Raw genomic sequence first — 21,972 nt, forward strand, 5'->3', positions numbered from 1 at the left:
ACCCGGTCTCCCCGCGTCCCCCCTGTCGCTGCGCACCCGCCCCACCTCAGTCCAGACCGGGGACCCCGCGACCGGGCTCCCTCCGCTCCTCAGTCCAGGCCGGGAGGCCCCATGACCACAGGACCGCGGCCGACGGCCGTTGCCCTGGACATCGATGGCACGCTGATCGATCACGACGAGAGATTGTCGCCTGCGGTCGTCGACGCGGTCCGGCGGGCCGCCGCGCAGGTGCCGGTCATCCTGGCCACCGGCCGGGCCTGGTCGACCACCCGGCCGGTGGCCGAGCGGCTCGGTCTGCCGGCCGGCGGTTTGGTTGTCTGCAGCAACGGCGCGCGCACGCTCCGCTACCCGGATGGCGAGGTCGTCGACGAGCGGACATTCGACCCGTCGACGGTGATCGAATCGGTCCGCAAGTACGCCCCGAACGCCCGGATGGCGGTCGAGGAGTACGACGGCAGCTATCTGGTCACGGCACCGTTCCCGGACGGCGACCTCGGCCGGGACGCGCGGATCCGGGTGGTCGGCGACGAGGAGCTCGCGCCGCAACCCGTGACCCGGTTGATCATCCGCGACCCGGAGCAGTCCGAGAGCGATTTCGTCCACCTGGCGGAACGCCTGGGCCTGCACGGGGTCAGCTATTTCGTCGGCTGGACGGCGTGGCTCGACATCGCGCCCGAGGGCGTGGACAAGTCGACGGGCCTGAAGGTCGCGCTCGCGCAGTACGACCTGGATCCGTCCGGCCTGCTGGCTATCGGTGACGGACGCAACGACATCGAGATGCTCACGTACGCCGGTCTCGGGGTCGCGATGGGGTCCTCGCCCGACGAGGTGAAGGCCGAGGCCGACGAGGTGACCAAGCCGGTCCAGGACGACGGTGCCGCCGCGATCCTCAACCGCTGGTTCTGACCTGGCGTAAACAGATTGCTGCAAGCAACAGAACGACCAGAACCCCTGCAGCTGCAGGGGTCCTGGGCTTTGGTCCCGATAGTCCGCTGGCGGGCCGAGTATCGGGTCAGGCGACGCGGGTACTACCGGTCCGGCGCGGCTGGGCGTGCTGGTGGTCGACCACGGTGTCGAACGCGTCCAGTACGGCGCCGACCTCGGGCCGCGGACGCGGCGTCTTGGCGGCCGGGCTCTGACCGCGGCGAGCACGGCGCAGGTGCCGCTTCACCGTGGACAGGGAGCATCCCAGTCGCATGGCCAGCGACTCCAGGCTGTCGTTCGGGTACTGCGTGCGCAGCCGCAGGACTTCTTCGTGGCTCACCGGCCGGCGCGTCCCCCGCGCGCCGGCAAGCTGGTCGAAGTCGTCCGCCTGCACCTCGACATCGAGCAGGTTGCGGATCGAACGCCGTTGCACCGCGGTGGTTCCGGCGACGAAGCCGCTCACGTCGTGTTCGGCGACGGCGCTGTACAGGCAGTCGGTGAACAGCGGGCACGAGGCGCACAACGTCTTGGCCTCGCGGGTCAGCTGTTCGTACCGCTCCCTGGTACGACGGGTCGCGGACGCGGGCGGCGGCTCTTCCATCAGGCGGTGCTGAAAGATGTCCGAGCGGGCGATGCAGCCGGTCATTGCCCCCTCCCTGCTGGAAGATGTGTCGACAGCCGCTCGGGAGCTATTGCCCCCCGGCCCCGCTAGATTGGCGCTGTTGACGGTCATCAAGGCTCCCCAAGTATCAAGACCTGAATGAATGAACAGTGAACGTCGTTCGTTCGCACAGATCCGCTAGCTGATGGACCTGCGAACTGTTGCCGGCCCACCGTTGTCGTCCCGGGCGCGGGACGCACCGATCCATAACTCTTGACGTCGCTGCCGAGGGTTTGGTTGCAGCCAATCCCACAACAGTTCTTCGACGTTTGTGTGTGCTTGTGCAGGTGGGGCGGATTCAGTCGCGCTGATCCAGAACACGCATACGACGCGGCCGAACAGCCCCCGGTTCCCCGCCAGACCTCCGCATGAAATCACGCACGCGCTGGGCGGCGCAGGGGAACTTGCTGCCTTTGCAGCATCCTGCCGTAACGGTCTGATGACGTTGTCAAAAGCTCAACGAGAAAAGTCAAAACCCGCTGAAACCGGTGTCGAACGGGTTGCGTCCAGGCCGTTGGGAGGAGTAATGCGGGACCGCCCACGACGAGGATACGGTGGCCTTGTGACGGCTTCGCAGTACCCCCGCCTGATTGCCACCGATCTCGACGGAACCCTCGTGCGTAGTGATGGAACCGTGTCCGACCGGACCTTGACCGCGGTGCGTTCGGCACAACGCGCGGGAAGTGTTTTCGTGATGGTCACCGCTCGTCCACCTCGCTGGCTGCACGACCTCACGGACCTGGTCGGCGAGCACGGTGTCGCGATTGTTGCCAACGGCGCCATTCTGTACGACGTCCCGCGCCGTAAGGCGATTCGGACCCGATTGATCGAACCCGCGGTCGCCCTCGAGGTCGCGCAGGCGATCCGCGCGGCGATCCCGGACGTGCAGTTCGCCATCGAGCGACCGGATCGCTACGGACAGGAACCGGTCTACCTGAACCGCTGGCCGAAACCTGACGACACGTTGATCGCAGCGGTCGAAGAACTGCTCGCGGAGCCGGCCGCGAAGCTGCTTGTCCGGCATCCGAGCCTGCACGCGGACGAGCTGCTCGCGCTGGTCTCACCGTTGGTCGGCCAACGAGTTACGGCCAGTCACAGTGGCGGGCACGGTCTGGTGGAGATCTCCGCGTCCGGAGTTTCGAAGGCCGCGATGCTGGCCGAATTCGCTGCGTCACAGGGGATCTCGGCATCTGAGACGATCGCCTTCGGTGACTCGGTCAACGATCTGCCGATGCTCGCCTGGGCCGGAACGTCGTACGGAATGGCGAACGCGCACCCCGATGTCCTCGCGGTGGTGGACAGAACGGCCCCGGCAAACGACGAGGACGGCGTCGCCGCCGTCCTCGAGGAGTTGTTCCAGCCTGTGAAATAAGGCGTTACAGATACATCCCGCCGCTGCCGGGGCCATCGGTCGTTCCGGCCTGTGGTGCACCGGGGAAGCCCGGGTGCTCGTCACCGGGGAGCTGCTGGCCGCCGGGCAGTGCGCGGCGCATCTGCTCCAGCTGCTGGCGCGCGGCCATCTGCTGCGCGAACAACGCGGTCTGGATGCCGTGGAACAGGCCTTCCAGCCAACCCACCAGCTGTGCCTGCGCGATCCGCAGCTCGGACTCGGTCGGCGTGCTGTCGTCGGTGAAGTCCAGGCTGAGGCGCTCCAGCTCCTCGACCAGCTCCGGCGCCAGGCCGCTCTCCAGCTCCTTGATCGACGCCTCGTGGATCGAGCGCAGCCGCGCCCGGGAGGCTTCGTCGAGAGGCGCCGACTTCACCTCTTCCAGCAGCTGCCGGATCATGTTCGCGACCCGCATCACCTTGGCCGGCTGCTCGACCAGCTCGGTGACCGAACGGGGTTCGTCGTCGTGCTCGTCGTGGTCGCCGTCGGAGCGCGGCGGTCCCTCGACGGCCATGCCGTCCGGCCCGACGATCAGCACCTTGCCGTCTTCGGTCCGCGCCCCGGCCATCGGTGTTCCCTGGCCCTCGCTGCTGCTCTCGGTCATCTCCCTATCGTAGGTCGAGCTCAACTTGTGCGGGCGCGGTGCCTCCGGACGGCATCGCGGTTGGCGCAGGCGGGGCTGCAGTACCGCTGACGGCCGGTGCGCGAGAGGTCGGCGTACACGTTGTCGCAGCCCTCGGCGGCGCAGCGTCCGAGCCTGCTGATGCCACGGCCGGCCAGGTGTAGCGCCGTACCGGTGCTGATCAGGGTCGCGACGAGGCGGCCGACCGGGACGTGGTCCGGCCGGTAGTGCATGTGCCAGCCGTCGCCCGCGTGGTTGGTGAGCCGCGGATGCTCGGTGTACTTCGCCAGCATCGCGTTCACCAGATCGACGCGGGTCTGCTCGTCCGTCGCGTCCACGACCGCGAGCCACTCGTCGAGCGCGACGCGGACCGCGGCCAGATCCGCGGCGGTGACATCCCGGTCGCGCACCAGGCGGTTCTCGACGCCGCTCTCCTCGCAGCGGTCCGCCAGCTCGGCCGGCGTGCTCGCGGGCCGGGTGGCCAGGTTCACCGCGAGCAGCACGGCATCGGCACCGTAAGGGTTGAGATGCATAATGCCATTACATCACGATGGATCCATGACAGATGCTCATCGGCACCGCTGGAGCGTGGTCTCCACCCATCAGGTCAGCGAAGGCCTGGTCGTGTACCAGCGGTGCGCCTGCGGCCGGTGGAGAGTCGCAAGCACACCGCCGTACCCCGTTGCCTATCCGGAGCTGGCCTTAGTCGATACGGCTGACCATCGGCAGGCGTGAGCGGGTGAGCAACCAGGCGAGCAGACCGGCGAACAGCGGTACGACGATCACGATGCCGCCGATCTCCGCCCAAGGGACCGTGAAGTGCGGCGACCCGAAGGCGGCGTGGGCCGTGTAGCCGTACAGCGCGCCGACCCCCACGCCCAGCACGCAGCCCAGCTGACCGAGCACCCACGCCTGCGCGGCGGCCAGCGACCTCCGGCGCCGCGGTGGCGCACCGATCGCGGCGAGCGTCGCGAGATCGGCCCGTCCCTCGGCCGCCGACAGTGACACCGAGATCGCCACCCCGAGCAGCGTGACGACCGTCGCGGCCGCCAGGATCCCGATCAGGAACAGCCGCGCCGGACTCTGGTAGCCCTTCTCCACGTGCAGTTGCTCGTCGGAGCCGAGCATGCGGGCGACCGCGGCGAGCTCGTCCTTCGAGGGGTCCCTGGTCAGCTCGAAGTGCACCTCGGCGACCCGGATCGTGCCCAGTTTGCGGGCCGCGTCCTGGCTGATCAACGCCGTCTCTCGAAGGAACTGGACCTTCGGCGGTTGGCCCAGCGAGACCGCGTCCAGGTTCCGCAGGTAGTCCTGGCTGTCATCGTTGTGCATGGCAACTTTTTGCCCGGGCGTGAGGGCGACGTCCGGGAGCACCACCTGCCCGGTCCGGAGCGCGGCCGCCGCCTTCTCGCCGTACTCGCCGAAACGGGTGACGAACGCCGGATCGACCGCCTGCAGGATGAATCCGTTCATGCCTTCGGAGTTCTCCGGCGAGGCGACCGACAGTACCGGCGTGTAGCCGTACTGGTTGGGCTTGGCGTTCGGCAGCAGTACGTCGCCGAGCTCGTACCGGTGCCGGACCGGCAGCAGGCCAGTCAGCTGCGACACCACCTCCGGCGTGTACGAGACCGCGCCCGCGACGTCCTGGCCGAAGTGCAGTACGGCGTCACCGTGCCGACCGGCCGCGGTGTACTCCGCAGCGTCGGCCGCGATCGAGTTGGCTGCGGCGAACGAGACCGCGGCGGTACCGGCCACGGCCATCATGATCGCCGCAGTCGCGGGTCCCGTGCGGTGCCGGTGCCTTGCGGCGTCACGCATCGCCATCCGGCCGCTCAACGGCAGCACCCGGGCCAAGCCGGCGGTCTTGGCCACGAGACTCGGGAGCATCCAGACGAGCGCGGCGATCGTCGCCGTGATCCCGAGCAGCACCAGCGCGATCGCACCGGTCGGCGTCACGCTGGCCTGCTCACCCAATTGGCTCGACTGCCGAGCGTCCTTCAGCGCGACGCCGATCAGCGTGCTGCCGAGGAAGACGCAGAACAGTCCGGCGATCAGCAGTACGACGGTGGCGATTCGGATCCGCGCTGCCTTCGCGGTCACCGTGAACCGGCCCGCGAGCGCGGCCAGCGGCGCCTGCCGTCCCGCGCTGATCGCCGGTACGACGGCGGCGGCGAGCCCGGCGCCGAGCCCGAGAACCGCGATCCCGATGACTGTCCCCCACGGGACCTGCCACGCGGTGAAGATCGTGTCCGTCATCCGCTCCCACAACGGCTTCGCGCTGAACACCGCGATACTCGCGACGAGCAGACCGCCGGCCACTCCGACCAGTCCGGCGAACAGGCCTTGCATCGTGACGATCCGCCGTACGTCGCGCGGCGTACCGCCGGCGGCCATCACCAGGCCGAGCTCCCGGGTCTGACGCCGGGCGCCGACCGCGAACGCCGTACCGGCGAGCAGGACGATCTCGAGGACGCCGAAGCCGATCACCAGGGCCATCGCGGCGTACGCCCCGACTGCGCTGGGCTGGGTCAACGGGTCCGGCGGCGGGTCGACGATGGTTGCGCGGGGCAAGAGATAGAGACCCTGGTCGATCAGCTGCGCGCCGAGCTGGTCCGCGTCGACCGAGTCCGGCAGGTCGACGAGGTACTGGACCGTGCTTGCCGGATCGGTTTCGTGCAGCGTCGTGTCCGGTGTGGCGAAGACGGTCCGCGTGCTCTGCGTGGTGAGCATCCGGGCGATGCCGACGACGGTGTAGCTCTTCCCGCTGTCGCTCACCAGCGTGCCGTTCGGCCCGCTCAGTCCGACCTTGTCGGCGAGCGATGGTGAGATCGCGACCTCGTTCGCCGTCGCCGGGAGACGGCCCTTGTCGAGCTTGACGGTGCCTTCCGTCAACGGGTTCGAGCCGTCGCCGGTGACCAGGGTGACCGACGTCTTCCCGTCCTGACCGCGGACCTCGATCGGACCCGACTCGGCGAACTGACGAGCGAGCTTGGCGCCCGGCGGGAGCAGCGGTCGTGGATCGAACGTGGCCGGCGTCCGGACGGCCTTGTCCTCCCCGTCGGCCGGCGACGGTTCGCCGTACGTGATCTGACCGCCCTGCGGCATCTGGAGCTTGCCGTACTTCGTGACGTCCAGCTGCGCGTCCGCGCGGCCGATGGTGTTGTTGGCGAGCGTTTCGCCCTCAGGACTCTGGGTCTTGAGGATGATGCCCATCCAGGTCGCCGCCAGCACCGGCAGGCCGATCAGCGCCGCCACCAACAGCGTCCGGCCGAGCGACCTCCGCGTCGTACGGCGGGCGATACGCAGCGGCGGACCCCACTGGCCCATCAGCGGCTCTCCTGGAGCAGCGCATCGGCCTCGGACAACGGTCCGGACTGGCCGACCAGGACGCCGTCACGCAGGTAGACGACGCGGTCCGCCCATGCGGCATGCCGTGCGTCATGGGTGACGAGGACGCCGCCGATGCCATGCTGATCGCAGCGGTCCCGGAGCAGTCGGAGTACGGCCTCGCCGGTGTCGGAGTCCAGCGCGCCGGTCGGCTCGTCGGCGAGCAGCAGGCGGCGTTCACCGACGATTGCGCGCGCGATCGCGACTCGTTGCCGTTGGCCACCGGACATGTCGTCGGGGAACCGGTCGGCGAGGTCGTCGATCCCGACCTCCTGCAAAGCGGCGACGGCGGACTTGCGGGCGGCGCGGCTGCGGGTGCCGTCCAGCTCGAGTGGGAGCGCGACGTTCTCGGCCGCGGTCAGGGCGGGGATCAGGTTGAAGTCCTGGAAGACGTAGCCGATCCGGCGGCGCCGGAGTGCGGCGACCGCGTTCCGGCTGAGCGTCGTCAGGTCGTTGCCATCGACAAGTACTTCGCCGCTGGTCGGCCGGTCGAGACCGCCGGCGCAGGTGAGCAACGTCGACTTGCCCGATCCGGATGGGCCCATCACCGCGACCAGTTCACCGGGCGCGACCGCCAGGTCCACGCCGCGCAGCGCCTGTACGGCCTGTTCGCCCTGACCGTGCGTCCGGGTCAGCTTGCGGATGTCCAGGATCACGACCGCGCCTCCTGCTCATCCGGTACGTCGTACTTCTGCGGCACCGCCCGGGGCTTGCCGCGGTGGCGTAACAGCATCGACTCGCAGTGGTCGAGCCAGCGGATCTCGGCCTCGGCGCCGAAGATCATCGACTCGATGACCAGCTGCCAGGAGATCTCGCCGTCGGTGCTGTTGCGCTTCAGCCGGGTCAGTTCCTGCAGCGACTGCATGGTCGACATCCGCTGCCGCTGAACCACCGCGCTGACATCCACGCCGGGGACGGCGAGCGCCAGCGCGAGCTTGATCGCGAGCTCGTCCCGCGGCCGCGACTCGCGGGTCACCGGGGTCTCGAACCACTTCGCGAGCTCGGTCCGCCCGGCGTCGGTGATCTCGTACATCGACCGGCCGTCGCCCTCGGTGGACGCGGCCCGGACCAGTCCGTCGCGCTCGAGGCGCGTCAGCGTCGTGTAGACCTGCCCGATGTTCAGCGGCCAGGTGGCCCCGGTGGCGGCTTCGAACTCACCGCGGAGCTGGTAGCCGTACTTCGGTTCGTCTTGGAGCAGCGCCAGCAAACCATGCTTGATCGACATGAATACTGAGTATGCATACCCAGTATGCCAGCGTCAATCCTCACGGGTGAGCCGGCGGACCAGACGGGCGGTCGCCGCGTCGACGTCGTACGGGCGTCCGGTGCCGGGGGTGAGCTGGTCGAGGACGAGGCCGTCGATCGCGAAGTGCAGCAGCCGGATCTCCTCGGCGCCGCCGGGCAGGCCGGCGTGCGCGTTGTACGCGACGTCGGCGTCGAAGCCCTGCCGGAGGGTGCGCGACAGGATCTCGTGCAGGCCCGGGCGCCGGGCCGCTTCGAGGCGGAGCTCGAACAGGGCGAGCGAGAGTTCGGGGCGGCCGAGGAGGCGTTCGACGATGTAGCGCACGTAGTCGGTCATCAGGTCGACACCGGGTTCGCGCGCGACGAGTGGCTCGAGAACCGCCTCGTCCGGGGCGAGACGCTCGAAGATCCGCTCGCCGAGGGCGCCGAGCAGGGCGTCGCGGGTCTTGAAGTAGTTGGACGCCGTACCGGCCGGGAGTCCGGCGGCGGCGTCGACCGCGCGGTGGGTGAGGCCGCGGGCGCCGGCCTCCGCGAGCACGGTGAGACCGGCGTCGGCCAGCTGGGTACGGCGTTCCGGATTCCGGGGCATGTTGACAGGATAGCAGGCTTCCACTACAAATGTCGTACACAACAACGACAGTTGTAGTAGTCAGGAGAGCGTATGCAACCCGCAGTATTCGGCGCGACCGTGGTCACCGACCGGCCATCGGACGTCGCCGCGTTCTACACGCAATACCTCGACCTGCAGGTCGGGATCGATCTCGGCTGGTTCATCACGCTGCGCCGCGGCACGGCGGACTGGGAGCTCGCGGTCTGCGAGCGCGGCCATCCGACCGTTCCGGCGGCCGTGTCGGCGCTGACCGAGAGCTCGAACGTCTTCGGCTTCATCGTCGAGGACGTCGACAAGGTCGCCACCGCTCTGCGCGAGGGTGGCGTGCAACTGGAGAACGAACCGGTGACCGAGGTGTTCGGCCAGCGGCACTTCTTCGTCCGCGACCCGGCCGGCACCTGGATCGACGTGATCCAGCTCGTCGAACCCGACCCGGAATGGGTCGCGGCGAACCTGCCCACGGCGCCATGAGCCGTGGGTGCGGATCTCCAGCACTCACCAAGTCCGCCTGAGCGGTGCGTCCGCGGGTCGGCTGAGCGCGAGCCGCGGCCCGTGCGGCGGGTTGGTGAGTGCTGGAGATCCGCCTCAGGTCGTGAGCAGGACTTTGCCGAGGTGGGTGGACTGCTCGACCGCCTCGTGCGCCATGGCCACGTCGGCCAGCGGGAACGTGGCGTGCACGACCGGGCGGACCTTCTTCTCTGCGATCAGCGGCCAGACGTGGCCGACGACCTCGGCCAGGATCCGGCCCTTGCCCTCGACCGAGCGGTACCGCAGGCCGGTCGCGATCACCGAACCGCGCCGGCTCAGCAACCGGCCGAGATCCAGCTCGCCCTTCGCGCCACCCTGCATCCCGATCACGACGAGCCGCCCGTCGAACGCGAGCGACTTCACGTTGTCGGTCAGGTACTTCGCGCCGATGATGTCGAGGATCACGTCGGCGCCCGCGCCATGGGTGGCCTCGTTGACCACCGACGGCCACTCGGCTTCCTTGTAGTTGATCGCGACGTCCGCACCCAGGCGGGTGCAGAACTCCATCTTCTCGGCGCTGCCGACCGTCGTCAGCACCCGCGCGCCGTGGGCGACACCGAGCTGGATCGCCATCGTGCCGATCCCCGACGAGCCACCGTGCACGAGCAAGGTCTCGCCGGCCTTGAGGTGCGCGGCCATGAACACGTTCGACCAGACGGTCGCCACCACCTCGGGCAGCGCGGCCGCGCTGACCAGGTCGACACCGTCCGGGACGGGCATCACCTGCGGTGCCGGTACGACGACCTTCTCGGCGTACCCACCACCGGCGAGCAGCGCGCAGCACTCGTCCCCGACCGACCAACCCTCGACCTCGGCGCCGACCGCCGCGATCCGGCCGGACACCTCGAGCCCGATCGTGCCGGGAGCACCCGGCGGAGGTGGATAGAAGCCCTGGCGTTGCATCAGGTCGGCCCGATTCACGCCCGCGGCAACGACGTCGATCACGACCTCGTCGACGGCTGGTTGCGGGTCCGGGATCTCGCCGATCCCGAGAACGTCGATTCCGCCGGCTCCATCACACACGACAGCTCGCATGCTGCCCAACCTACCCTCAGCTCTCGACGAGCCGGACCATGTCCTGCGCGATCGAGTCGAGGTAAGTGGTCTCGCCTATCGACTGGAACCAGTCCCATAGTTCGAGCGAGTGGTAGAGCCGGTAGATGTCCATCCGGTCCGCCGGTACGGCGCCGTACCCGTCGGTGAGGCCCGCGAGTTTGCCGGCGTCGTCGTGGGCCGAGTACTGGATGGTCTTGGCGAGATCGATCAGCGGGTCGGCGGCGATCGCGTTCTCCACGTCGATGAAACCGGTGACGCGCCAGGTGCCGGTGTCGACGAGGATGTTGCCTTCGTGGAAGTCGTTGTGACACAGGACGGCCGCGGTGTCGTCCGCGAACAGGTGCGCGTGGTCGCGGACGTGCGTGGTGAGCTTGGCGTGTAGCTTCGCGTCACCACCGAGCTGCTCGAACTCCGCGAGCTTCTTGGCGAACTGGCGCCGCATGTACTGGTCGTTGTCCGGCAGGGGGTCGAGGATCTGATCCGTCAGATAGCCGTACGCCGGTTGCGCGATGCGGTGGACGCGCTGCAGGAGCTCGCCGAGTTGGGTGTACATCGCTCGCCCAGTCGGGCGGTTCGACCTCGGACAGCGGCGCACCGTCGAGCTTGGTGAGGATCGTGACACCGTCGCCGACGTGCACGACCCGGGGGATCGAGTCGCCGAGCTCGGGTTCGAGCATTCGGTAGACGTGCACTTCCTTGGCCTGTTTCCAGCGCCACTCGGGTGCGTAGACCTTGACGATGAGTGCGTCGCCGGAGGTGCGGACCTCGTACACGGTGCTGAGCTGGCCGCCGGTGCGTTCCAGCACCTCGACGACCTCGAGCCCGACGACGTCGGACACCAGTTGGGCGACATCCATGGGTCGAACCTATGAGCGGCGTCCAGCGGTTTTCGTCTTCAGTTGTCGAGGTCGGACCAGGTGTCGACGTCGTCGCCGGCTCTGGTTGGTGGGGTCCAGGCGAGATCCAGCCCGGCGAGCGTCCGGCGTACCGACTTGTCCCGGGGGTCGCCCACCTGCCGGATCGCTTGCGCCAGGGCGGTGCGGCGGTAGGCCGTGGCGAGCTGCTGCTCCTGCCCGCCCGTGTCGCGCAGACCGAAACCGTCGTGCTCCCCGAGACCCTCCACCAGCGCCGCCACATCGTCGCCAGTGATCCACGGCAGATCACAGCTCACCACGACGACAACCGGAGCCGTGCCCTGCACCAACCCAGCCGCCAGCCCCGCCACCGGCCCACCCGAGGGCGGATCCTCAACGGTCCAGTCCACCGAGCGGTACGTCGAACGCACCGGGCCGACCACCACTGTCGACGCCGCGGCGGCTGTCGCGGTCAGCACCCGGTCCAGCAACGAGACGCCGTCCAGCACGAGCATCGCCTTGTCCACACCACCGAACCGCGTGGACCCACCCCCGGCCAGCACCACCGCGTCGAACTCCACGCTCGCAGTCTGCCAGCAATCGTCCGCTCAGGCCGCTGACCCGGCGTGGGGTTCAAGTGGTGGGGCACCATGGAGAGATGAGGATCGCCGTGGTGCAGACCGCCAGTAGTTACGACAAGGGCGCGAACCGGGACCTGGTCAGCCGCCTGGTCGCGGACGCGGCCCAGGGGCGGCCGGAGCTGGTCGTCCTGCCGGAAGCGATGATGTCGGACTTCGCGGTCGAAGGAGACTCGGTGGCCGAGGCCGCCGAGCCGCTGGACGGTGAGTTCGTCGAGACGCTGCGGAAGGCCGCGGTCGAGCACGGGGTGGCGATCGTCGCCGGCATGTTCGAACGCAGCTGTGACCAGCATCGTCCGTACAACACGCTGCTGGCCGTCGGCGCGGACGGCGCCCTGCTCGGGGCGTACCGGAAGATCCACCTGTACGACGCCTTCGGTTACAAGGAGTCCGACCAGCTGACGCCGGGAGACGTAGCGCCGGTAGTAGTGCAGGTCGGTGGCCACTCACTCGGTCTGATGACCTGCTACGACCTGCGCTTCCCGGAGCTGTCCCGCGCGCTCGTCGACGCCGGTGCCGAAGTGCTCGTCGTCCCGGCCGCCTGGGTCCGTGGACCGCTCAAGGAGCACCACTGGACCACGCTGCTCACCGCCCGCGCCGTCGAGAACACCTGCTACGTCGCGGCGGCCGCCCAGAACGGGAAGAAGTACTGCGGTCTCAGCCAGGTCGTGGACCCACAGGGCGTCGCGCTGGCGTCCGTAGGCGAGTCGGACGGACATGCGTTCGCTGAGGTCACCGCCGAGCGCCTGGCCGACGTACGCAAGCGCAACCCGTCACTGCAGAACCGCAGGTACTCCGTCACTCCACGGTGACCAGTGCGCGGACCGAGTGGTCCCAAAATCTCGCGGACCCGTTAGCCTCCTGGGCGTGGTGGATGGGTTTGATCTGGAGCATCACGGCGATCTCGAGGTCGGCGCTGGACTGGTCGACCTCGCTGTCAACGTGCGCGCGGGGACGCCGCCGGCCTGGCTGGTCGACGCGATCACCGCGAGCCTGACCGACTTGGCGGCGTACCCACGGCAGGACGCGGCGGTCGCGGCTGTCGCTGGGCGGCACGGTGTCGCGCCGGACCGGGTGCTGCTCACCGCGGGTGCGGCGGAGGCGTTCGTGCTGATCGCGCGGGCGTTCCGGCCGCGGCATCCGGTGGTGGTTCATCCACAGTTCACCGAACCCGAGGCCGCGCTGCGGTCGGCCGGGCACTTGGTCGACCGGGTCATCCTGCGCCCCGAGGACGGGTTCACGCTGGACCCTTCCGCCGTACCGGCTGATGCGGATCTTGTTGTCATCGGCAACCCGACCAACCCGACGTCGGTCCTGCACCGGGCCGACGACCTGCGGGAACTCGCGCGGCCGGACCGGATCCTGGTCGTCGACGAGGCGTTCATGGACGCCGTACCGGGGGAGCCCGAATCGCTCGCCGGGGCTTCGATCCCGGGGCTCGTGGTGGTTCGCAGCCTGACCAAGACCTGGGGACTCGCGGGACTTCGCGTCGGCTATGTGCTCGCGGGTGCGAGCTTGATCGAACAGCTCGCCGCGGTTCAACCGCACTGGCCGGTGTCCACTCCTGCGCTCGCGGCAGCAATTGCCTGCAGCAACGAGCGCGCCGTGACGGAGGCGGCTCAGGCGGCGTTGGACATCGACCGGCAACGTGACCATTTGCTTGACAGGCTGAGTACGGCGGGTGGACTTTCGACGTACGGCGTGGCGCGTGCACCGTTCGTACTTGTGCATGTCCCGGGTGCCGTGGAAGTTCGGGAATCCCTGCGTGTACAGGGATTTGCGGTTCGGCGTGGGGACACGTTCCCGGGGCTCGGGCCGGACTGGTTGCGGATCGCCGTGCGGCCCGAAGAGGTCACGGACGGGTTCGTGAAGGTGCTGTCCGACGTCCTGCGCTGAGTGGAGTTCTGCCGCTCAATCGAGTTGGCGCTGTAACGCGCGAGGGGTTTAGCTGAGGACGACTTTGCGCACAAGATGACCAGGTGCCCGTCTGCATTTGTCCCGGGCAACTTTCTGGCCATTCGTAAAGGAGCAGCGTCATGGGTCTCAGCGACGACGACATGAACACCTCGTCCGAAGGCGGCTTCGGGAACTCGGGCGGAGGCGGCTACTCGAGCGAAGGCAACGAGGGTTCGTCCGGCGGCGGGTACGGCTCTTCTTCTGAGGGTGGTTCCGGCGGCGGCGCGGGTGGCGGCGAAGGTCCGGCTGACGGTGGTGCGTCGCAGGGCTCGCAGGACGGCGGCGCTGACGGTGGTGCAGGCGGTGGCGGCTACGGCGGCGGCAACGGTGGCGGGGATGGCGGTTATGGCGGCGGCGACGGTGGCAACGGTGGTGGTGACAACGGCGGCGGTTATGGCGGTGGCGGGGATGGCGGTGGCGGCGAGGGCCCGGCTGACGGTGGCGCGTCGCAGGGGTCGCAGGACGGCGGCGCCGACGGTGGTGCTGACGGCGGGTCCGGCGGCAACTACTCGGGTGGCTCCGGCGGTGACTCCGGTGGCGGCTACGGCGATGATGGTGGGTCTGGTGGGTCTGGCGGCGGGAACTCGGGCGGCTCGGACAGTGGTGCCGATGGTGGCGCGGACGGCGGCGGCGGGAACTCCGGAAGCTGGTGAGTGCCGTGCCGGAGGCCGGGCCCTTTCCCCAGAACTCGCAACCGCCGGCTGACGGCCGCGAGTCGCTGCGGAACGAACGCCCGGCACTCCGGCGCTGTGTAGCGGGAGACCTGGACGAGTTCGCCAACTTCCATTGGGGTTCGCGGGCGATGCTGTCCCACGCCCCCGACCTGCCCGCACCGTACGACGACCTGTTCAGCCTCGCGGCTGTGGACGAACTGCTGTCTCGCCGTGGACTGCGCACACCGTTCCTGCGGATCGCCAAGAACGGTTCGGTCGTCGGCGACAGTCAGTTCACCGGTCCAGCTGGTGCCGGTGCGGAGGTCGCGGACCAGGTGCGCGACGACAAGGTCGCCGCGTTGTTCGCGAGCGGGCACACCGTCGTACTGCAGGCACTGCATCGCACGTGGCCTGCGCTGGTGGACTTCTCCACCCAGTTGGCGGCTGACGCGGGTCATCCGGTGCAGATCAACGCGTACATCACGCCCGCCGAATCGCAGGGCTTCTCCGCGCATTACGACGTGCACGATGTGTTTGTGCTGCAGGTAGCGGGCGAGAAGCATTGGACTGTGCATGAGCCGGTGCATAGCGATCCGCTGCGCAATCAGCCGTGGACAGATCACTCCCAGGCCGTCGCCGCGGCCGCTCGGGACCAGGTGCCGGTGATCGACGAGGTGCTGAGGCCGGGCGACGCGCTGTATGTACCGCGAGGGTTCCTGCACTCCGCGAAGGCGCTGGGCGGCGTCAGCGCACACCTGACGATCGGACTGCACACTCTCACGCGCTATCTCCTAGTCCAGGAGCTGGCCGCGCTGGCTGCAGACCAAGCGTCGCTGCGCACTGCTCTGCCGCTCGGTTTCGACCTCGGCGACCCGGAACAACTGGCCGAGCTGCTGCCCGAGGTGGTCCAGGTCTTCACACAGGAGCTGCAGTCGGCGACGCCGGAAGAGCTGGCTGCTCGCCTCCGCCGCCGTACCTGGTCCAGCAACCGCCCGACTCCGCTCCCTCCGCTGGCTCACGCTGCGTCGATCGCTTCGCTGGCGGTCGGTACGACGGTCCGGCTGCGCGCCGGTCTGCGCTGTCGAGTCGTTCCAGGCGACCCGGTCGTCCTGCAACTCCCGGACCGGACCATCACGTTCCCGCCCGTCACGGCAGCCGCAGTCGCCGAACTCGCCTCCGGCGCCGACTGCAAGGTCGGCAACCTCTCAGGCCTGGACGACGCCGACCAACTGGTCCTGGTACGCCGTCTGCTCACCGAAGCCGTGGTCGTCGCAACCGCACAGTGAGAGCGTCCGGATAGTTGAAGTGCGCAACAGTATCGTGAGGCGGTGTGGACCCAGGTGACGTCAGGTATCGACCGGAGACCGGCTGCGCAGCGCAGGCCGACCTCCGTCACGACTCACTGATCGCCACCGCTCCGCCCGCCGAGCGCTGGCTGCTCATCGAGTCGCACGTGGCATGGCCTCGTCAGGCACTCACCTCTCTCCAATCTGTCGGGGACGTCGTGACGCGCAGGTGCCGCGAGCTGGGGATCCGCCCGGTGTTGGTGCGTCGCTCTGGACGAGTGGATCGGACCAGGACTCGCCGCTGGGCCTTGGTGGACTGCCGGCCGGGGCGTGAGCTCGCACGCTGGGGTGACCTACCGACCGATGAGCATCTCCTCGAGGTCCTGGCCGGCAATGACGCCGGCGTGGTCAGTGATGAGCCGGTGTATCTCGTCTGCACGCACGGACGTCACGACGCGTGCTGCGCGGTCCGCGGACGCCCCGTCGCGGCGGCCCTCACCGCCGCGTACCCGGAACGAACCTGGGAGTGCAGCCACATCGGCGGCGACCGCTTCGCGGCGAACGTGGTCGTCCTGCCCCACGGGTTGTTCTACGGACACGTCCCACCGGCCGGCGCCGTCGAACTCGCGAAGCAGTACGACGAGCGTGCCGTCGTACCCGATTTCCTCCGTGGATCAGGTGCGCTCATCCCGCCCGTGCAGGCGGCTCAGCACTTCGCTCGCGCTGCCCGTCACTCGGCCCGCGTCGACAACCTCCTTCCGCAAACAGTCGAAGTCCTCGCTGAGCACCGCTGGCGAATCCTCCTCGCATCCACCAACGGACTGGTCGCAGTCGAGGTGTCGGCCCATGTCGACACGGTCGACGCCCGCCTGACCTGTGCGGGTTCCTCTCCCACGCAGGTCCGCCGGTTCGAACTCCACAGCCTGACCACGATCTGACCGCCCGCCTCACCATTCACCTGACCGCCCACCTGAGGGGTCAGGACGGGTCCACGGGCCGATCCGTTCCGTGCGCGCCGTAGTACGCCGACTGGCGCGCCATGATTTCGCGCATGGACGTGCCGCGGGGCACGCCGTACACCGTTCCCGGGAAGTCCAGTTCGCGTTGGACCTGCCACAGCTCTTCGTGCCGGTCAGGGGAGAAGAGCTGCGCCGGATCACCGGCCGCGATCCATCCGATCGGGAGGACCGCGCCTGCTTCCAGTCGCGAGTTCACGTGCAGCACGCTGTTGATCCGGAGCTCCGCGCCCGCGCAGGCGACGGAACCGGGGAACAACGCGGCGCCCGTGGCGATGAAGACTTCGTCCTCGACCGTGGCGCCGTTGACATGTGCATGGGGACCTACCAGGACCGCGTCGCCGATCAGCGCTGGATGGTCGGCCCGGCCTCGCACCAGGGCGTTCTCCATCACCACACTGTTCTCGCCGAGCCGGATGTCGCCGTTCTCCGCGGTCAGCACCGCACCGTGCAGAACTCTGCTGCCTTCGCCGAGTGTGACGGCGCCGCAGAGCACGGCCGATGGGGCGACGTACGCGGATTCGGGCACGACCGGTCGACGGCCGCGGTGTTCCATCAGCATGTGTCGGTGTCCTCTCCTAGCCTGATCACCTCCATTCTCGATGGCGTACCCGATCTGTGCGGACTCTCCACGGCCCGGGTCCTCACAACCCGGGCGGCGGTGTCCTCCGGGCCGTCCACGTCGAGGTGGGAGGCTCGGTCCGGCGGACAATCCGGGGTGGAGAACCGCGAACTGAGCCAACATTAGAACAGATGTTCGATCGAGTGCAACGCATCCTGACAGGTCAGGTACCGAGGGGTGGTGAGCGGTCAGATCCGCTCGGCGCTGAGCCGTGGCGCGACCCGCGCGAGGACGTAGATCGTCGCGCTGGCCACCAGCGCGACCACCGCGAGCGCCAGCCACGGCAGCTCGTGATGGACCTCGAAGAGCTGCGTGAAGAACGCCGGCGCCAGCACGCTCGCGAACGTGAACGAGTACTGCCAGTACGACAAGTACTTCCCGCGTCCAACGGTCGGCGCCACGGCCGCCGAGAGCGCGTTGTTCGTCGCCGCGTGCAGTACGTCGGCAAACGCATAACAGGCCGTCGCGAGCACCAGCACCGCCACGACCAGACCCGCCGGGATATGTACCTGCAGCGCCATCAGCACCGCCCACACCGCATAGGCGATCCCAGCGACCACCATGACGTTCGTACGGCGCCTGCGCTCGGTGTGCCGAACGACCAGCGTCTGACCGGTCGCCAGCACCAGCGCCGTCGCCGCGATCAGCACACCGACTAGCCACTTCGGTACAGAGAGCGCCTCGGTGACGTACACCGGTACGCCGACGCCGAGCATCATCGTGCAGAGCGCCAGCAACGTGTTGGCGCCGATCAGCACCAGGAACGTCTTGTCCTTACGCAATAGCGGCGCCGGCCCGGTGTCCTGTTTGGACCGCTCGTGGTGCGACGGATGCAGTCGCAGGAGCAGCAGACCGGCGGCGTAGAACGTCACTGCGTTCACAGCCATTCCGACCAGGAACGGTGCGTCGCCACCGATCGCCAGCAGCCAGCCGGCCGCCAGCGCGCCCAGTGCGACACCGCCGGCCTGCATCATCCCGCCCAGGCCGAACCACTTGTCTCGGTCGCCCTCGTCGGCGACGTCCGCGAGCAGACTGAAGATCGCCGACCAGAACACTCGCTGTCCGGTCGCCATCACCAGTGAGCACAGGAACAGCAACCAGACCGACCGGCCGAAGAAGAAGCCGGTGAACGCCAGCCCCTGGGCGAACTGTGCGCCCACCACGATGTTCCGCGGCCCGATCCGGTCGATCACCACGCCCACCGCGGCTGGGGCGGCGATGGAGAACAGCGTGGCGACAGTCAGGATCAGTCCGGCCGTCCCGAGCTCGATACCGGCGACCTTGTTGAAGAACAGCAGCAGGAGCGGACCGGCGCAGCCGCCACCGAACGAGTCGATCGCCAGACCGGCCAGGAGCGGTACGCGGCCCCGTACGTTCGGGAGGCCGAGTGACGCGGCTGCGGGCATGGCGAAGCGCTCCTATCGGTCGTCTCGGCGGCTGGCGAACACTAGCAAGCGTTCGCCAGCGCGCTCCAACCGATTTCAGTCTGTTGCGGACACCCGTCGTACCGCCACGTTCTGGAGGGGACGCCAGGCTGCCACTGTCATCACCACCATCGCCACGAAGGCGATTGCGAACGGAGCGGCCAGCCCGTAGCGCTGCGCCAGTACGCCGCCCAGCGCGGAGCCGACCGCTGCACCGCCGACAGAAGCCAGCAGATACACGCTGTTCACTCTGCCCATCAGATTGTCAGGGGTGACCAGTTGACGCGTTGTAGTCGAGACGATGCCCCAAACCACCGCGTGGACGCCGAAAACCGCCATCGTCGCGCCGGCCACCCACGGGTTCCGGGTGAGCGCCAGGACGAGGTGAATCGTGGTCTCGATGACCAGTCCGGCACGCAGCAGAGTCACCGAGCCAACCCGCGGCTCCAGGAAGTGGTACGCCGGCATACCGAGCACACCGCCCACGGCGCCGACTGAAACGAGCAGTCCGAACTGTGTCTCGGTCAGACCGAGCCGCTCGCGGGCAAACAACACCCAGGTGGCGAAAGCGGCACAGAACGTGATGTTCATGACCAGGATGGACAATGCGAGCGTCCGGACACCGGGGTGCTGCCACAGCCATCGGACTCCCTCCCGCACCTCGTGCAAGAGCGCTGCACGAGCCGCGTGGTCAGGCAGCGGTGGACGTACGGCGACCCGCGCGATGAGTACCGCAGCGGCGGCAAAAGTGACCGCGTCGAAGACCAGCGGGATACCTGCTCCTGCTGCGAACAGCAATGCGCCAAGCGGCGGACCGCCGAGTTGCTGGAGCACTGTGCCGCTGGCGAACAGCCGAGCGTTCGCCTTGCCGAGGTGGTCTTTCGGCACCGCGCTGACGAGCAGCGCGCCAGATGCGTTGTCCGCAAGAGTTTCCGCCGTACCGAGCAGGAACAGCGTGACGTAGACGGCCCAGAGCGGTGTGGTGCCGAGCAGTACGGCGACACCGAGCCCGGCCAGGACGAGCGCGCGAAAGGTGTCGGCGGCAACGATCATCAGACGGCGGTCGAGCCGGTCGACCAGGACGCCGCTGAAGAGCGCGAACAGCAACCACGGCAATTGCTGCACGAAGGCTGCCGCTCCCACCGCCGTCGGTTCGGTGGTGATCGAGGCGACGAGCAGGGGACCGGCGGCCAGCAGGGCGCCGTCGCCGAGGTTGGAGATGATCGAGGCCGGCCAGATCTTCCGGAAATCGGACCCGAGCTCGGCCGGGAACGCGAGTGCGTCGAGAGAACGCATGGAGGTGACTCCTGAGGGCATGACGGATCGACAGGACACCGGCGTACGCCGGCTCGTGCATCCGGTCGGTGCTTCTCAGTGCGTCAGCGTGCCGACCGGACGGTGTGTGCCATGACCTCGAAGGACCGAGACATTGCTCCCACCTCCGTCCGTACCCTCCGGCGGTCCATCCGCCGCTGCGGTGACCCTACCGGCCGCTCCCCGACCCCGCATTCCGATTCCTCCCCCCGCGCCTGCGCTATCCTCGACCCTCGGCGGCAACCGCCAGGAGGGTTCGCATAGCGGCCGAGTGCGCTGGTCTTGAAAACCGGTATGGCGGGTGACCGTCATCGTGGGTTCGAATCCCACACCCTCCGCTCAAACTCCCCCGAAATTACCTCTGATGCCCTGCGGAAACGCACACCTGTGCCTTGACGACCGGTTTGTCCGGCGGCGTGCGGTTCTGGGCGGTCTCTTTCGGCTGACCTTGCAGAATGCGTGCAACGGTTCCCCGCGAAGTACGGGTGCGGTACGGGCAGAGACACGTCGGCGACGACTCGTACTGTCGCGGCAGCTAGCGGGCGGGCGTAAGCCAGCTCGAGACATCGCTCTCGGAGGACTGATGAAGGCACGTGCACTGGGGACACTGGTAGGAGCCGCAGCGATGCTGGGCGGGTTGTTGATGGCAACTCCAGCGCAGGCCGCCACGACGTCGGTGTACTCGCCGGACGGCGGGGCGTTGGGGCAGGTGTCCGTCGCGGCAAGCGGGACCGTCACCTTGATCGCCAGGGACAAGAGCTGTGACGGGCGAGGGGCGGTGCTGCACTACAGGATCTCTGGCGCTTGGAGCACGCTCTCGGACGGCAGCTGCCACGGAGACGTAGCGGTCCGTGGGCCCTTCATGCCGACCGACTCCCGGATCTACATCTATGTGTGCAATACGAACACGCGCACCGGTTACAAGAGCTGCTCGTCGACGAAGACGATCCACACCTGAGCAACCCGACACCCGGAGCAATACGTGCAATGGTGGCCGCATTGGAGTCTTGAGAAATTTCTGGCGGTGGGCTGTCGGATCTGGAGTGGGGCGTTCGTTGTAGGGGTGACGGGCGGCTAGCGAGAGGTCCCCGGACCGACAGAAGGGCGTGGCGGCGTGCGGAAGCTGATCTATGGGATGAACCTGACTCTGGACGGCTACGTTGCCGCGCCCGGGGACGACATCGGGTGGAGTACTCCGAGTGACGAATGGTTTCAGTGGTGGCTTGAGCAGGAGCTGGCGATCGGGCTGTTCTTGTACGGGCGCAGGCTGTGGGAGGGTATGAGTTCGCACTGGCCGACCGCCGACCAGCTGCCCGACGCCACCCCGGCGCAGATCGAGTTCGCGCGGAACTGGCGGGACACGCCGAAGGTGGTGTTCTCGTCGACGATCGACAAGGTCGACTGGAACGCCCGCCTGGTCACCGGCGACGCGGTCGCGGAGATCACCCGGCTCAAGACCGGCGACGGCAAGCCGATGCGGGTCGGTGGCGCCACACTCGCGGCTGCGGCCATGCGGGCTGGGCTGGTCGACGAGTACGAGATCGTCACTCATCCGGTGCTGGTGGGCGGCGGCAGACCGTTCTTCACCGCGCTGGACAGCTGGGTGAACCTGAACCTGGTGGAGACGCGGACGCTGCCCGGCGGCGTTGTCGTGACCAGGTACGAGACGAGGCGTTGAGCGCGATTCCCAGCGCGAGCCGTGAGAATTGTTCCGCCCCGGATGTCGGATCTCGTGGGTAGCGTTCGTTGCACGGGTGGGAGGCGGTCGGGGAGCGGCCGTCGGACAAAGGAGTGC

The 21,972-nt window shown here is 68.4% G+C and carries 24 protein-coding genes and 1 tRNA gene; 12 read left to right on the forward strand and 13 right to left on the reverse strand.

Annotated elements, in window-relative coordinates:
* Positions 1–111 precede the first annotated feature (111 nt).
* The gene (locus tag ACWGID_RS16695) at positions 112–906 is read left to right on the forward strand and encodes an HAD family hydrolase (RefSeq protein ID WP_452197368.1); all 795 of its coding nucleotides are present in this window, start codon (positions 112–114) and stop codon (positions 904–906) included.
* Positions 907–1,012: 106 nt separating this feature from the next.
* Here the strand turns inward: ACWGID_RS16695 and ACWGID_RS16700 are convergent, their stop codons facing one another.
* On the reverse strand, positions 1,013–1,570 hold the full coding sequence (locus ACWGID_RS16700; protein ID WP_452197370.1) for a WhiB family transcriptional regulator: 558 nt from the start codon (positions 1,568–1,570) through the stop codon (positions 1,013–1,015).
* Positions 1,571–2,147: 577 nt separating this feature from the next.
* Between ACWGID_RS16700 and ACWGID_RS16705 the strand changes: the two genes are divergently transcribed.
* Positions 2,148–2,957, forward strand: a complete 810-nt coding sequence (locus ACWGID_RS16705) for an HAD family hydrolase (protein ID WP_452197371.1) — start codon at positions 2,148–2,150, stop codon at positions 2,955–2,957.
* A gap of 4 nt (positions 2,958–2,961) precedes the next feature.
* Here ACWGID_RS16705 and ACWGID_RS16710 read toward each other — a convergent pair whose 3' ends face one another.
* The 6 genes from ACWGID_RS16710 to ACWGID_RS16735 all read right to left on the reverse strand — a co-directional run bounded on the left by ACWGID_RS16710 (position 2,962) and on the right by ACWGID_RS16735 (position 8,809).
* A complete protein-coding gene (locus ACWGID_RS16710; RefSeq protein WP_452197373.1) occupies positions 2,962–3,576 on the reverse strand; it encodes a bacterial proteasome activator family protein in 615 nt (204 codons plus the stop codon).
* Between the two features lie 20 nt (positions 3,577–3,596).
* Positions 3,597–4,127 carry a CGNR zinc finger domain-containing protein gene (locus ACWGID_RS16715; protein WP_452197375.1) on the reverse strand — a complete coding sequence of 177 codons (531 nt, stop codon included), beginning with the start codon at positions 4,125–4,127 and terminating at the stop codon, positions 3,597–3,599.
* Between the two features lie 169 nt (positions 4,128–4,296).
* A complete protein-coding gene (locus tag ACWGID_RS16720) occupies positions 4,297–6,918 on the reverse strand; it encodes an FtsX-like permease family protein (protein WP_452197377.1) in 2,622 nt (873 codons plus the stop codon).
* The gene (locus tag ACWGID_RS16725) at positions 6,918–7,634 is read right to left on the reverse strand and encodes an ABC transporter ATP-binding protein (protein WP_452197379.1); all 717 of its coding nucleotides are present in this window, start codon (positions 7,632–7,634) and stop codon (positions 6,918–6,920) included. Before ACWGID_RS16725 ends, ACWGID_RS16720 begins: the two co-directional genes overlap by 1 nt.
* Complete coding sequence (locus ACWGID_RS16730; protein WP_452197380.1) at positions 7,631–8,203, reverse strand: helix-turn-helix transcriptional regulator; 573 nt, start codon at positions 8,201–8,203, stop codon at positions 7,631–7,633. The genes ACWGID_RS16725 and ACWGID_RS16730 overlap by 4 nt, the downstream gene beginning before the upstream one ends.
* 33 nt (positions 8,204–8,236) lie before the next feature.
* Entirely contained in the window at positions 8,237–8,809 is a 573-nt protein-coding gene (locus ACWGID_RS16735) for a TetR/AcrR family transcriptional regulator (RefSeq protein ID WP_452197382.1), read from the reverse strand.
* 72 nt (positions 8,810–8,881) lie between these two features.
* Here ACWGID_RS16735 and ACWGID_RS16740 point away from each other — a divergent pair, with 72 nt between their 5' ends.
* Positions 8,882–9,301 (forward strand): VOC family protein, encoded by a 420-nt coding sequence (locus ACWGID_RS16740; protein WP_452197384.1) that lies wholly within the window; start codon positions 8,882–8,884, stop codon positions 9,299–9,301.
* 114 nt (positions 9,302–9,415) lie between these two features.
* On the opposite strand, the gene ACWGID_RS16745 is transcribed toward ACWGID_RS16740, so the two are convergent.
* Positions 9,416–10,393, reverse strand: a complete 978-nt coding sequence (locus tag ACWGID_RS16745; RefSeq protein WP_452197386.1) for an NAD(P)H-quinone oxidoreductase — start codon at positions 10,391–10,393, stop codon at positions 9,416–9,418.
* 16 nt (positions 10,394–10,409) lie between these two features.
* On the reverse strand, positions 10,410–10,967 hold the full coding sequence (locus ACWGID_RS16750; protein WP_452197387.1) for a phosphotransferase family protein: 558 nt from the start codon (positions 10,965–10,967) through the stop codon (positions 10,410–10,412).
* Here ACWGID_RS16750 and ACWGID_RS16755 point away from each other — a divergent pair.
* The gene (locus tag ACWGID_RS16755) at positions 10,960–11,286 is read left to right on the forward strand and encodes a hypothetical protein (protein ID WP_452197389.1); all 327 of its coding nucleotides are present in this window, start codon (positions 10,960–10,962) and stop codon (positions 11,284–11,286) included. The two genes, ACWGID_RS16750 and ACWGID_RS16755, sit on opposite strands and share 8 nt — an antisense overlap.
* Positions 11,287–11,309: 23 nt before the next feature.
* Here ACWGID_RS16755 and mobA read toward each other — a convergent pair whose 3' ends face one another.
* The gene (gene mobA, locus ACWGID_RS16760) at positions 11,310–11,849 is read right to left on the reverse strand and encodes a molybdenum cofactor guanylyltransferase (protein ID WP_452197391.1); all 540 of its coding nucleotides are present in this window, start codon (positions 11,847–11,849) and stop codon (positions 11,310–11,312) included.
* A gap of 77 nt (positions 11,850–11,926) precedes the next feature.
* Here mobA and ACWGID_RS16765 point away from each other — a divergent pair, with 77 nt between their 5' ends.
* The 5 genes from ACWGID_RS16765 (at position 11,927) to ACWGID_RS16785 (ending at position 16,739) form a co-directional block, all read left to right on the forward strand.
* Positions 11,927–12,718: a carbon-nitrogen hydrolase family protein gene (locus tag ACWGID_RS16765; protein ID WP_452197393.1), complete on the forward strand. Its 792-nt coding sequence runs from the start codon at positions 11,927–11,929 to the stop codon at positions 12,716–12,718.
* A gap of 55 nt (positions 12,719–12,773) precedes the next feature.
* Positions 12,774–13,802, forward strand: a complete 1,029-nt coding sequence (gene cobC, locus ACWGID_RS16770) for an Rv2231c family pyridoxal phosphate-dependent protein CobC (RefSeq protein ID WP_452197395.1) — start codon at positions 12,774–12,776, stop codon at positions 13,800–13,802.
* A 140-nt stretch (positions 13,803–13,942) separates the two neighbouring features.
* The gene (locus tag ACWGID_RS16775) at positions 13,943–14,515 is read left to right on the forward strand and encodes a hypothetical protein (protein WP_452197397.1); all 573 of its coding nucleotides are present in this window, start codon (positions 13,943–13,945) and stop codon (positions 14,513–14,515) included.
* Complete coding sequence (locus tag ACWGID_RS16780) at positions 14,512–15,801, forward strand: cupin domain-containing protein (RefSeq protein WP_452197398.1); 1,290 nt, start codon at positions 14,512–14,514, stop codon at positions 15,799–15,801. The genes ACWGID_RS16775 and ACWGID_RS16780 overlap by 4 nt, the downstream gene beginning before the upstream one ends.
* 44 nt (positions 15,802–15,845) lie before the next feature.
* Positions 15,846–16,739, forward strand: coding sequence for a sucrase ferredoxin (locus ACWGID_RS16785; protein WP_452197400.1), 894 nt, complete (start codon positions 15,846–15,848; stop codon positions 16,737–16,739).
* Between the two features lie 40 nt (positions 16,740–16,779).
* On the opposite strand, the gene ACWGID_RS16790 is transcribed toward ACWGID_RS16785, so the two are convergent.
* The 3 genes from ACWGID_RS16790 to ACWGID_RS16800 form a co-directional block, all read right to left on the reverse strand.
* Complete coding sequence (locus ACWGID_RS16790; protein ID WP_452197402.1) at positions 16,780–17,379, reverse strand: gamma carbonic anhydrase family protein; 600 nt, start codon at positions 17,377–17,379, stop codon at positions 16,780–16,782.
* A gap of 248 nt (positions 17,380–17,627) precedes the next feature.
* Entirely contained in the window at positions 17,628–18,845 is a 1,218-nt protein-coding gene (locus tag ACWGID_RS16795; RefSeq protein ID WP_452197404.1) for an MFS transporter, read from the reverse strand.
* Between the two features lie 75 nt (positions 18,846–18,920).
* Positions 18,921–20,159 (reverse strand): MFS transporter, encoded by a 1,239-nt coding sequence (locus ACWGID_RS16800; protein WP_452197406.1) that lies wholly within the window; start codon positions 20,157–20,159, stop codon positions 18,921–18,923.
* 267 nt (positions 20,160–20,426) lie between these two features.
* Between ACWGID_RS16800 and ACWGID_RS16805 the strand changes: the two genes are divergently transcribed.
* From ACWGID_RS16805 to ACWGID_RS16815, 3 genes are all read left to right on the forward strand, one after another.
* Positions 20,427–20,515 (forward strand) — tRNA-Ser (locus tag ACWGID_RS16805).
* A gap of 245 nt (positions 20,516–20,760) precedes the next feature.
* A complete protein-coding gene (locus ACWGID_RS16810) occupies positions 20,761–21,135 on the forward strand; it encodes a hypothetical protein (RefSeq protein WP_452197408.1) in 375 nt (124 codons plus the stop codon).
* A 156-nt stretch (positions 21,136–21,291) separates the two neighbouring features.
* Positions 21,292–21,855 carry a dihydrofolate reductase family protein gene (locus tag ACWGID_RS16815; RefSeq protein ID WP_452197410.1) on the forward strand — a complete coding sequence of 188 codons (564 nt, stop codon included), beginning with the start codon at positions 21,292–21,294 and terminating at the stop codon, positions 21,853–21,855.
* The last annotated feature ends 117 nt before the right edge of the window (positions 21,856–21,972 follow it).

The sequence above is a fragment of the Kribbella sp. NPDC054772 genome (assembly GCF_053611945.1).